The organism is Actinokineospora guangxiensis, from assembly GCF_042657845.1.
Lineage (GTDB): Bacteria > Actinomycetota > Actinomycetes > Mycobacteriales > Pseudonocardiaceae > Actinokineospora > Actinokineospora guangxiensis.
Genome location: NZ_JBHSKF010000014.1, coordinates 133,892 through 145,089 on the forward strand (window position 1 = coordinate 133,892; position 11,198 = coordinate 145,089).

Here is an 11,198-nt window from a genome sequence, read left to right on the forward strand (position 1 = left end):
TCGCTCCAGGTTAAGCACCTGTGACGGCACGTGGTCTCACTCCGTGCCGGCGGCAGTGATTCGCCAACTAAGCGCCAGGCGATTACGGGAAGGGGTGGGGGGATGTCGTGAACACTTCCGCCGCGCCCGCCCCGCGGTACCCGAGCGCCGCGGGTACCGCCCGCAGCCTGGGCAGCCCGGTCAGACGGCGGAAGCGGTGTCCGAAGGTCATCGGCAGCATGCCCGGGGCGAGCACCTTCACGCACCGCAACCCCGCCAGAGCGTGCTCCGGGGTCGTCTGGTCCACCACGACGACGTCGACGCCGTGCTCGGCGAGACGACGAACCAGCGACAGCAGGTCCTCGGCCAGGTCCAGGCCACCAATCACCTCCTCCGGCAGGCAGAACGCCTCGGTGAACCCCACCGGCCCGCCCCGGGGGGCCAACAGGAAGTCCAGCCGCGGCCGTGCCGCCGGGTGGGCGTGCAGCAGGGCGTGGTCGGACATGATCCGCACATTCGCGTCGTCGGCCACCAACCGCGCCGCGTGATCGGCCTCCCGGGGCAGCCTGCGGTTCGTGGCGTCGAGGATCGGCCCCAGTTCGCACAGCGCGGCCACCGCCGCCGAGGCGGGCCGCAGGTGCGCCCCCGCGGCGCTCACCGTCGCCGCCCGCCCGTCGGCCCGGGGGTTCTCCGCCACCGCCCACACGGCGGGGACCCGGTTCTCGGTGGTGGCGTCGAAGAGCCGAACGCGGAACCCGCTGGTGTGCGCCAACCGCTCGGCGAGCATCGCGACGTCGCGCTCGCCTGCCGGGTCGACCTCGGGCAGGGCCAGCCCCGCGTGGAAGGCCATGAGGAAGCAATCCCGTTCGACCACCTCCAGCACCCCGTGCACGATGGCCTCGGCGAGCGAGCCGCCGAGCGCGCAGCCGTTGGAGATCTCGTAGAGCGGTCCGTGCCCGACCCCGTAGTAGGCGAGCGCCTCCGGCACGAGCACCGGGGAACCTGTGCCGAAGGAGTGGCCCCACACCCAGCGCAGGGGTCGATCGGGGTCGAAGGTGGGATAGGGGAATCCAGGGCTCACCCGTTCCACCGGGTCGTGCTCGCCGAGCGTGCGGACGTCCACGGCGTGGTCGGCGACTTCCGTGTACGCGGCCGTGACCGCGGTGCGCTTGCCTGCGGGGCGCATGCCCCCGGAGCGCTCCAGCGCCTCCAGCACCGCGGTGGTCGCCGCCGAGTCGTAGTCCAGCGACCGGCCGAATCCGTTCTCCACGCGCTTCTCGTCGGGCAGCCCCAGCGGTGCGGTGGCCAGCGCCAGCGCCGCGCTGCTCGACCGGTCGACCCGGCGAACCACGCCGAAACGCGCATCGACGTAGACGCGCTCCAGCTCGCCCGGGGCGAAGTCACGGCCCCGGTAGCGCGCCGCGGACCGCTTCGGTGTCGGTGAGAGGTGTACGGCGGCCCGTTCCGCCGTGTCCTCGGGGAGGTCTGCGCACACCGGGCAGAGCGGGTCCGCCACGAGGGGGTGCACCACGACGTCCAGATCGGCCACCCCGACGGTCACCACCGCGCCGTCCGCGCGCGCTGCGCCGTCGGCCAGCCTGGTCACGTCGGAGGCCACCAGCTCGCCAATGAGGTGGGCGACCGGACCCGCCAAGCCGGGGGTCGGTTCCCGCGAGGCCATGCCGGCGAGGGCCGCGCCGCCGGGGTCGGACCTGCGCGCCCTCCGCGCCGCGCATTCGGTGCAGCCGGGCCTGCCTTCCCGCTCGAAGGGACCGAACGCCACTCTGGACCACTCCGCGCGCACCACCAGCAGCGGCCGGCCGTCGGTGACCGCCCGTATCCCGCTCAGCCGAGCGCCGGGGCCGCTGTCGAAAGCCGCGACCACCACTTCCGCCTCCCCGTCCAGCTCGGCGCGCAACGCCTCGGCCAGCCGACCGCTGCCCCGCACGTCAACCACGGTGCACCTCCACTGCCAGCAGGTGCGGCACGGCGGCGCGCACGGCGGCGTCATCGGAGAGGCCGCGGACGCGGACGACCCACCCGGCCGCGCGGAGGGCGTGCTCGATGCGGGCTGGAACCCGCGGGTCCACGCGCTCTCCGACAAGGCCGGGAGACAGGGGTGCCGCGTGCTCAGCGCCGGGGTGCTGAGCGCGTGCGACAAGGCGTTCGGCCAGCTCCCGCTCCGCGTGGTGCCTGCTCGCGCCGCTGACCGTGATCCCGTCCGCGCGCAGAGTCGGAGCCCCCAGAGGTTCGCCGAGGTCCCGCCACCCCGGCGGACGGCCGACCAGGTGGCCCAGCTGCCGCAGCAGGTGCGCGGCGTACGGGTCGGTCGGGGTCGTGGGGACGCCGTCCTCGCCCACGGCCAGGTGCGCCGTCCAGCTCAGCAGGCCGCACAGCTTGGCATCGTCGGCGCTGAGCCCGACGGCCGCGCCGAGCGGGACAGCGGGTGCTACCGCGCCCAACAGGGCGGTGACCGCCGCGCGCCGCCGCGCCGACGGCAAGTCCGCGCCCACGGCGGTGGAGAGAGGTCTGGCCGGGGCGGCGACCGCGCTGATGTGCAGGGGGAGTTGGCGGAGCCCGCCCTCGGACGGTCTGCCGATGACGCCGAGGCGGTCGTCGCAGAGCCGGTCCGTGCGCCGGTCGAACTCCGCGAGGTCCAGCGGTTCCGCGGAGCTGGATCGTCCCCGCGCCCGAGGGCACCGGTGCGCCGCGGCCGCCAGGGTGTCTCCGTGGATCCGCAGTGCCACAGGCGCGGACCGGCCCCGACCCGCGAGCCAGGCCCGGTGCTCGGCCACCAGCCGCGCCGCCGCCACAGCCACCGCGTCCGCGGGAGCCCTCCCGGGTCTCAGCTGATCGCCCCACGCGGCGGCCCTGGCGCGGACGGCGGTCCACCGAGGAGCCGGGGAGCCTCCCCCCGGCAGCAACAGCCAGACGGCGTCGCGGCACGAGCGCAGCTCCCCACGCCAGCCATCGCCCACCAGCCGCGCCGACCAGGTTCCCCCACCGGGCGATGGGGTCGCGGGCACCCCTGCCCGTCGTGCCGCGGTGGCCACCCGCTCCGCCAGCCCGCCGGACACCGCCACCGCCCGGCCCGGTGCCCGTGCTGATCCGGAATCGGTCACCAAGCCCGCCTCGGCGACCACGTCCAGCAGCGCCGCCAACGCCGCACGGCGGGGCCCTGCCGTCCGCGCGAGCACGGCTTCGCGGTCCAGCGCGCCGTCCAGCAGGGGCATCAGCGCCGAGAGCCACGCGAACGCGTGGGCACCCGAGACCTCGCGCGCCCCGCGCGCCGTGACGACCAGGGCGCCGCGGTCGGTGCGCACGAATCGCGCCGTGGGATCGATCAGCAGCCCCATGTCGCACCCTTCCTCGATCCGATGGCGAACTCGCCCACCGCGGGCTCCCGCAGCGGGTCGGTGCCGGTCAACTCGGCGAACGCGCGCCGGTCACCTCCGCCGAGCGCGCAGGGAGCCAGGCCCATGGCGGTGGCCACCAGGTAGAGCGTCTGCTGGGCGGCGCCCACGTGGCGCAGGACCAGCGAGTAGGCCAGGTCCGGATAGCGCCAGGCGATCCGGTCGACCCGCGCCGTGCACACGAGCAGCACTTGGGGGCGCGGCGCGCCCATGGCGGTCGCCGCTGCCCGGAGCACACGTCGCTGGGCAGCTCCCTCGGGTGCGACCGCCTCCAGGCCCGGGCCGAACGGGTCGAAGCGGTAGGCGCCGGGGGCCAGGTCCGCCGCGCGGCCGACGACGGGGAAGAACTCCAACTCGTGCAGCGCGCCCCCGGACGGGTACGGCCTGCGGGCCAGGTCGACTCCGTCGACGGCGAACTCCTCGCGGACGCCCACCGCGTGGGACAGCAACGCGATCAGCGCGGCCGCCGTGATCGGGTGGTCGTCGTCGTGCTCGCGCACGGATCTCCGCTGGTTCAGGGCGGTGCTGAGGCCCCATTCGGGTACCGGGGCGGGGACGGGCAGCGGGACCGGCCGCCCCATCGGGGCGCGGCGCAGCGGGGGCGGGGTGGTGGTGGTCGGCGCGCCGAGGTGGCTGCGGGCGTGGAACCACTCCTCGTGCGGGCTCAGCTCGGCCCCGTCGGCCCCGTCGGCCCCGTCGGCGTGGTCGGCCAACCCGGCGCTCACCAGGTCGGCGGTCATCCATGGCGGCGCGTCGCGTCCCGGCGGGTCGACTGGCCGCGTGATGGCCGCGACGAGCGCCGGGTCGTGCAGCCGCAACCGCGCTCGCGCGCGCGGCGATTCGACCACCAGGTCGTCGCCGTCGCGCCGCAGGTGGGCGTGCCGGGAAAGCTGGGCTGACCGCGGAACGGGGGCTCCCCGGTTGTCGTCCGCAGCCGCGGGGTACGGCTCCACCGAGTAAGCGGGTGCCCCGCCGCGACTGACGCGCACCCTCGACCAGCCCTCCCGGTGGAGCTTGGTCACCAGGTGCCGCAGCGCGGTCCGCTCGTCAGCGGCGACCAGGGCGCACAGGTGCGCCTCCGACACGAATCCACCGCCCAGTGCCCGGACCACGGCGTCTTCCCGTCCGCCGAAGGCGGGTAGCTCGATGGCACCTCCCGCACGGGCCAGGCTGCGTGGTCCGGTTTCGGAGGCGACGAGGAACACGCCGTGGATGAGCGCGAACTCCCGCGTCCACCCGCTCACTCCGCGGGCTCCGTCCCTGGCAGGTCGAATGCGCGCTCCACCGCGTCGGCGACCAGGTGGCAGATCAGGAACCGGTCGGCAGGGGCGAGCCCGACCCGGGTGAGGTGCAGGTAGGCGAGGTTCAGGGCGACCCGATAGGCGCTGTACCAGGACTGGCCTTCGACGTGCTCCCGGAAAGCGGGAGTCGCGCCCATCGCGGTGTGGAAGGGGCTGACCGCCAGTCGCTCGGTCGTGCGCTCCAGTCGCAGAGCCCCGGACTCGGCCAGCTCCGCGGCCTCGGCGTGGCTGGGGCCGGTGGCGGTCGCCCAGAGCTCAGCAGCTTCCGCGACGGCTCCGCCCGCCAGCGCTTCAACCCGTTCGGCGAGTGCCTGGGTGGTGGTCTTCGACACCCGTCGCCACTGCGCGCGCAACGACCGCGCCTCGGGAAAGGTGGTGAGGAAGCCCTCGGCGTGCGAGCGGAAGCACAGGTAGGCGTGGCGCAACCCGATGGTGCCGAAGCGCAGGGCGGTGACGACGAGCAGGTCGAAAGCGAGGGCGCGGCGCGCCGTCGCCCCCACGTGCCCCAGCCGGGTGCGCAGGGCGAGGTCGTTGGTCGCGACGAGGTTGGCCCGCACCAGTGCGGCGGGCACGGTGCCGACCGCGGACGAGCGGTCCTCGTGCGGCCGCCGCACCACCCGGTTGTCCGGCGCCCACGGCAGCAGCGGGCCCCGGTCGTCTTCGAGCGCGGCCCGCCGCCGGTCCGCCGCCATCCGGGCCCGGGTCGGGCGTTGCTTCGCCGAAGGGAACTGGTGGCTGTACTCGGCCATCAGCCGGTCCGCCAGCGGGTGCAGCACGGAGCGCAACACCCGGGGACCGGCGTCCACGTTCACTCGCACGTGGTCGCCCTGGCGCCAGTGCGGGAACATGTAGACCGGTGTCCCCATCCTCGCGGACGCGTCGCACAGCGGGGCCGCGACGTCCCGGATCATCGCCTCGGTCTCACCGCCGTGGTGGTGCAGGTGCAAGCTCGTCCACGCCACCGCCCGCTCCTTCCCCGTCCTCCATCGCGCGGTGCGCCCCCCGGCGCAGGGAGGCTTCCTCCGCAGGCCCTATTCCCAGGCGATTGCACAGCAGGTGTCCCGCGTAATCGGCTACCCAGCGAGCGTGCTCGACGCCGTGCTGGGCGATCAACACCGCGTCCAACCGGTCCAGCGACGCGGCCCACCTCCCGGCGAAGCCCGCGGGGGAGGGGTGCTGTGCGGCGGTCACCACGGCGCGGGGGATCGGCGTCGACCCCGGCCCGGTGGGCACCCAGCGTGCTCCGGTTGGGCACCGGCTCCAGGTGGTGAGCAGCGCCAGCGCGGCGGTGGTCGACCGGACGGCCGGGCTGGACGCGGCGCGCAGGACGTCCACGGCCAGCGCGGTCGACTCCACGAAGTGCCGCTCCACCGCGACCCGCGCTGCGGGGCCGCCGAAGCGCCGCTCGGGCCGATAGACCTCGTCATGCACCGTGTCGGCCGCGCGGGGGGACCGCGCGTGCTCGACGATACCCTCGGCGGCCGCCAGCGCGGCTGCTTCGAGGCCGTACCGCTTCTCCGAAGGCCAGTCGGTGCTCGGGTTGCGCCGCAGGTGCTCGATCAGCGCGGTGCGCAGCGCCGCGGAGGCCCGTCCGGGGTCATCGGTGAGGACTCGGACGCGCACGTGCGGTCCGCCGTCCCAGTAGCGCAGGAAGAACCACGGACCCAGTTCCGCGGCGGCCCGTGCGGCGGCGAGCACCAGTCCGTCGACGGCCCCCGTGTGATAGGCGTGCAGCGCGATCCAGGTTCGCGGGCTCATCCGGGCACCTCGACGACCAGCTCGTGCACCCGGGGCGTGTCCAGCGGGTCGGGCAGGGCCTCCTCCAGCACCACCCGGCCGCACTTGGCCGCCAGCCGGTCGAGCCCGGCCACCGACAGCGGCGAGGCGAAGTCCACCGGCAAGGGCTTGTGGGCCTTCGCGGAGGACCACTCCGGTGAGTCGCCCGCCCACCCCGCGGCCTTGGCGAAGCAGCGCTCCCCGACGCCGAGGCGGGCACGCAGGCGCGCGAGCCGCACCAGATGTGCCGCGTCCCCCGGCCTGCCGCCGGTCGGGCGCAGGTCGCCCGCGTCCACACAGACGCGTTCGCGCCGCAGCACCACCCGGCCGCAGGTGACACGTCCGCCCTGCTCGCCCAACACCGTCCAGATAGGGGGGAAGTGGCCGAGCGGGCCGAAGAGCTGGACCAGCATCCGCGCGGCGGGCGGGAGCAGCAGCGCGGACATCATCCCCGCGTGGGAGGGCACGAGGTCGCCGTGGCCCGCCGCCACCAACCGCAGGTCCTCGTCCTCGCCGATCCGGACGAACAGCTCACCCAGGTCGACGATGTCCGTGTCGGGCGCGTCCGGCGTCGTGCCCGGGTAGCGCAGGTGCAGACCGGAGGTAGGAGCGTGGTGGTTCAAGGCCGACCCGAAGAGCCCGGTGACGTGCAGCAGCCCGGGGCGGGCCACCGCAGGCGGAGGAACCGTGCCCGCGGCCCGCGCGGCCAGCATCCGGACGCGGTGGATGCCCCGGCCATCCGCCGGCGAGAGGCCGTTGAGGACGACCGCCTCACCTGACTGCTGCACATACGCCAGGACGGGGCCGAGCGCCCTGCTCACCCACGACGGCGTGGCGGCTGCTGTCCTACCGGGGACTGAGGCTGTGGTGCCCGACAGCACCACATCCTCCAGCGCCGCCCGCTGCGCGGCGGCCAGTTCCCGCGCCTGTGGCGCCTCCCTCCCGTAGCGGCCGACCAGCGCGGCCAGCGGTTCCGCGCCCGTGGGGCTGCCCGCTCCCGCCAGCGCGCTTTGCAGGAGGCGGTGTAGGCGCAGCACGGGCACCCGGGCACCGGCTCCGAACTCCTGGCGGAACAGCCACGCGGCCACCGCCCGCAGTGGCAGGGTCAGTTCGAAGGGGAGCAGCCACCGGACCGCGGCCGCGAGCTGCGCGGTGAGGTCGGCGGGCACGTCCGCCGTGACACCGCTCGGGGCTGCGAAGGTCTGGTGGACCGGGTTCCCGCGGGGGACGTCGAGGCCCAGTGCCCGGGCCGCCTCGGCGAGCGCCGAGGTGATCCGCTGCCCGGTGAGGTCCGGGCGCCCGCCCGAGCTCGGTGCCGCCGCCGTGGTCATGGCGTGCTCCACCACGCGCAGGGACGACGCGGCGGCGCGCTGGCCCGACCGGTTCTCCAACCAGCTTGCCAAGGCCGAGAACTGCCCCGGTGCGAGGTCGGGCACCGGGAAGTCCGGCTCCAGCAAGCCCGCCGCCTCAGCGGCTCGGACCAGCGCGCCGGGATCGCTCGTGTGCGGGGAGGCCGCGGCGATCAGCCGCGCGCGGTCGGCCGGGGCGGCGGCCAGGACAGCCCTGACGGCCGGGGTGAGATCGACGCGGTTGATCGTCTCCGCAGGCGGTCTGCCCAGGAACTCCGCTTTCAGACCGTCGCACCGCAGTGAGGGGGTCACCCGCAGCGGCGCACCCGCGGCCTCGGCTACGCGCTCCCTGACACGGTGCAGCAGAAGGGCTTTGATCTCGAAGACGACACGCGCGTCCCTGGTGCCCGCGGCCGCGCCCACCATGCCGACAGTGAGGAAACCGCCGAACGGGCTCGTTTTCGCCGCAGCCCTGCCCAAGTAGGCGGCCAGCGTGACCAACAACCGCCTGGGGGGCGAAGAACCCGGGGTGTCCAACCAACGGTCGAGATCAGCCGCGGTGGACGGACTGGCCAACGCCACAGTGTGCCGGAAATCCGGCTCCGCGACCCGGCGCCGCAGCGCGGCCGTGATCGCAGGTTCGTCCCGGCGGACCGCCTCGCCGACGACGTCGACCGCCGTGCGCCGGTGCTCGGCGGCGCTCACCCACGCACGGACCCGCTCCGCCAGATCCGGCCCCATCGCCGCCGCGGTCCGGTCGTTCCACGCCGCCTTGCCCGGCCGGCGGGCCGAGTGCAGAGCCCGCCGCAGTCCCACGAGCAGGGGCACGAGTTCGTTGTCCTGGGTGGTCCCGATGACCCGTCCGATCGCCACGGCGAGGCGCTTGCCGTCGGAGGCGACCTGAGCGTCGTGCCGCAGGACCGCGAGGAGCGCGGCGGCGGTCGCCTCGCCGCGCAGATCGAGCAGGGCGGTGCTGGGAACACCGCAGACGCGTACGGCGGCGGGTGCCACCGGCTCAAACTCCACAGTGGACAGGTGTGCGATCGGGCCGCCACCGGTGACTGTCATGGAACCCCCGGACGTGGGCGTGCGGGCGGGCGGCCACCCGCCCGCACGGTCGATCGGATCAGCTCTCGTGCGTCCCCGCGGAGCAGGTGCACATCACGCTGCAGCAGCCCGAGCACGAGGTCTGGTTGGACGCGCCGAACTCGTCCATCCCGTGCCCCGCCGTCAGCGACTCCACCGTCGAGCCGTTCTCCACGAGTTCGAACACGTCCAAGGGGAGGGCGTCGAAGCCCGCCGCGGACACATCCATGGGTCCTCCTGGGGTTCACTGGTGCGGGGATCGGCGGTGCCCGCACGTCACCGGGTACCGAATCCGATGCTAGAAGCGCGCAGCCGGCCGCTGACGACGTCATCTGTCGCCTTCTCGCGCCGCGGGCGCGACAACCCGCGCGCATCGTCAGCGCCCTCGGGTTTGCCCTGCTACCAGGGGATCGGTGTAGCCCATTCACGTTCGGCGGATGGTCCGGCCGCGCCGAGGACCGCGATCACCTGCCACAGCAACCCGACGGCCATCAGATCCCGCACCTGCGCCGGGGAGCCGCCGGTCACCTCGGCAACTGTGGCGAACAGGCGCTCATAGCGCACGCGCACCACGTCGCGAACCTGCTCGTCCGCGCCCGCGGCGGCGAACGCGTGCAGCATCATGCCCATCAGGTCGCGGTCGGCCAGCACGCCGTGGTACCCGGCCGCGCGCAACGCGTCCAGCCGTGCCTCCGCGGAAGCGGCGGCGCCGAGGTCGCCCACGGCGTCGCGCAGCAGGTCCTCCATCGTCTGGCACGCGTGGTCGAAGGCGGCGAGGAAGAGGTCGCGCTTGGTTCTCACCAAGCGCATCACGTACGGCTGCGACACACCGATCGTGCTCGCTATGTGTGCGGTGGTCGTGCCCGAATAGCCTGTTCGAGCGAATTCCCGCATGGCGGCCACTACGATCTGTTGATATCGGTCGGCGGCGGGCATGCTATTCCTGCGGGCGGGCATGTTGACAGGTTATCAGTCTATAGCTATCGTCCGCGCAATGCGCACCAATCGAAGGGTGCCGCGTTCGGAACCACTGCTCCGGGTGCGCAGGCCGGCGTTGTGGTTCGACCTGCCGGTGGCGCTGCTCTTGATCGTCTGCTGGATGACGATTCCCGTCGCGGCGGCCCACATCGCCACCGGTCTGGCCTTGATCGCCGCTGTCGCGATCCACCTGCTCACGCGGCGCGCCGTCTTCCCGCGAGGCTCCGCACGCCGGCGGATCGCTGTCGCCGTGCTGCTCGCGGCGACAGCGGCGACGTTGCTGACCGGGGTTCTGCGGTGGATCGGGCTCCCCAGGGAGGTCGTCTTCCACGCTGTCCCGGGGTATCTGCTGGTCGCCGCCGTCCTGTGGCACGCCGCACGCCGCAGGCGAGCCGTCGTCGCCCGCCTGCGCCCGCGCCGTCCGCGCTGACCCGCGTTCGACAATCGTCGCGCCCGGCGATCTCGTTCGCTGTGCATTGCGACCCGGCTGACGTCGCGCACCGCTCGACAGTTTGCTATTCAGAGTTGGTGGGTCATTCAGTCTTCATGGCCGTCGCCCGCGAAATCGCTCGTCCGAGGAAGTCCTGTTCCGCCGAGCACCTGCATGGAGGTCCGATGCCCGCGCTTGCGACCGCCGTTCTCCCCCGCCCACCCGTTCCCGATGGTCCCCCTCCCGCGTTCGGCATCACCGTGAGCATCGCCCACCCCGGCGAACTGATCCGAGTCGGCCTGCAAGCGCTGGTGGGTGCGTTTCCCGAGGTTGCGCGGGCCAGCTCTTTCCCGTCCTGGGGAGCATTGCGCGACCGGCCGCGCGGAAGCGGCGGCGAGCTGGTGCTGATCGCCGCCGAGCTGCTCGACGGCGACAGGCAGCGCGCCCAGCAGTTGCGCTCGTGCGGGGTGAAAGTGTTGATCTGCCTCGCGGACTGCGAGCACCGGACCGTCGCGGCGGCGGTCGAGTTCGAACCCGACGGCTTCGTCATCGAGCGCGCGCTCGACGCCGTCGAGCTGCGCAGCGCGATGCGCGATGTCTCCGCGGGCCGCGTCCACGTCCCGGCCGCCATGACCACAGGGCTGCTCGCTGAGGTGCGCAGACCGACGAAGACCGGAGCCATGGTGGGGAACCTGCTGACCCCGAGGGAGATCCAGACGCTGCGGTTGCTGTCGGAAGGGCGCAGCAACAAGCAGATCGCCACACGCCTCGGCATCGGCATCAACGGTGTCAAGCGCCACGTGGGCAACGTGCTGGCCAAGCTCAACTGCCCGAACAGGACGCTCGCCGCCGCGGAAGCGGTACGACTCAACCTGATCTGATCGAA

At 73.8% G+C, this 11,198-nt stretch carries 10 protein-coding genes; 2 read left to right on the forward strand and 8 right to left on the reverse strand.

Features of this window, described 5'->3' with window-relative positions:
* Nucleotides 1-82: 82 nt before the first annotated feature.
* From ACFPM7_RS23765 to ACFPM7_RS23800, 8 genes are all read right to left on the reverse strand, one after another.
* Nucleotides 83-1,936 carry a TOMM precursor leader peptide-binding protein gene (locus tag ACFPM7_RS23765; RefSeq protein WP_378249953.1) on the reverse strand — a complete coding sequence of 618 codons (1,854 nt, stop codon included), beginning with the start codon at nucleotides 1,934-1,936 and terminating at the stop codon, nucleotides 83-85.
* A complete protein-coding gene (locus ACFPM7_RS23770; RefSeq protein WP_378249954.1) occupies nucleotides 1,929-3,335 on the reverse strand; it encodes a hypothetical protein in 1,407 nt (468 codons plus the stop codon). Before ACFPM7_RS23770 ends, ACFPM7_RS23765 begins: the two co-directional genes overlap by 8 nt.
* Nucleotides 3,323-4,636, reverse strand: a complete 1,314-nt coding sequence (locus ACFPM7_RS23775; protein WP_378249955.1) for a SagB family peptide dehydrogenase — start codon at nucleotides 4,634-4,636, stop codon at nucleotides 3,323-3,325. Before ACFPM7_RS23775 ends, ACFPM7_RS23770 begins: the two co-directional genes overlap by 13 nt.
* Nucleotides 4,633-5,655, reverse strand: coding sequence for a lantibiotic dehydratase C-terminal domain-containing protein (locus ACFPM7_RS23780; RefSeq protein WP_378249956.1), 1,023 nt, complete (start codon nucleotides 5,653-5,655; stop codon nucleotides 4,633-4,635). Before ACFPM7_RS23780 ends, ACFPM7_RS23775 begins: the two co-directional genes overlap by 4 nt.
* Nucleotides 5,615-6,451, reverse strand: coding sequence for a lantibiotic dehydratase C-terminal domain-containing protein (locus ACFPM7_RS23785; RefSeq protein WP_378249957.1), 837 nt, complete (start codon nucleotides 6,449-6,451; stop codon nucleotides 5,615-5,617). Before ACFPM7_RS23785 ends, ACFPM7_RS23780 begins: the two co-directional genes overlap by 41 nt.
* Nucleotides 6,448-8,886, reverse strand: coding sequence for a hypothetical protein (locus ACFPM7_RS23790; RefSeq protein WP_378249958.1), 2,439 nt, complete (start codon nucleotides 8,884-8,886; stop codon nucleotides 6,448-6,450). Before ACFPM7_RS23790 ends, ACFPM7_RS23785 begins: the two co-directional genes overlap by 4 nt.
* Before the next feature lie 58 nt (nucleotides 8,887-8,944).
* Nucleotides 8,945-9,133, reverse strand: coding sequence for a thiomuracin/GE37468 family thiazolyl RiPP peptide (locus ACFPM7_RS23795; RefSeq protein ID WP_378249959.1), 189 nt, complete (start codon nucleotides 9,131-9,133; stop codon nucleotides 8,945-8,947).
* Nucleotides 9,134-9,303: 170 nt separating this feature from the next.
* Nucleotides 9,304-9,840 (reverse strand): TetR/AcrR family transcriptional regulator, encoded by a 537-nt coding sequence (locus ACFPM7_RS23800; protein WP_378249960.1) that lies wholly within the window; start codon nucleotides 9,838-9,840, stop codon nucleotides 9,304-9,306.
* Nucleotides 9,841-9,898: 58 nt separating this feature from the next.
* Here ACFPM7_RS23800 and ACFPM7_RS23805 point away from each other — a divergent pair, with 58 nt between their 5' ends.
* Both ACFPM7_RS23805 and ACFPM7_RS23810 read left to right on the forward strand, forming a co-directional pair.
* Nucleotides 9,899-10,312 carry a hypothetical protein gene (locus ACFPM7_RS23805; RefSeq protein ID WP_378249961.1) on the forward strand — a complete coding sequence of 138 codons (414 nt, stop codon included), beginning with the start codon at nucleotides 9,899-9,901 and terminating at the stop codon, nucleotides 10,310-10,312.
* A 185-nt stretch (nucleotides 10,313-10,497) separates the two neighbouring features.
* Nucleotides 10,498-11,193 carry a response regulator transcription factor gene (locus ACFPM7_RS23810; protein ID WP_378249962.1) on the forward strand — a complete coding sequence of 232 codons (696 nt, stop codon included), beginning with the start codon at nucleotides 10,498-10,500 and terminating at the stop codon, nucleotides 11,191-11,193.
* Nucleotides 11,194-11,198: the final 5 nt, after the last annotated feature.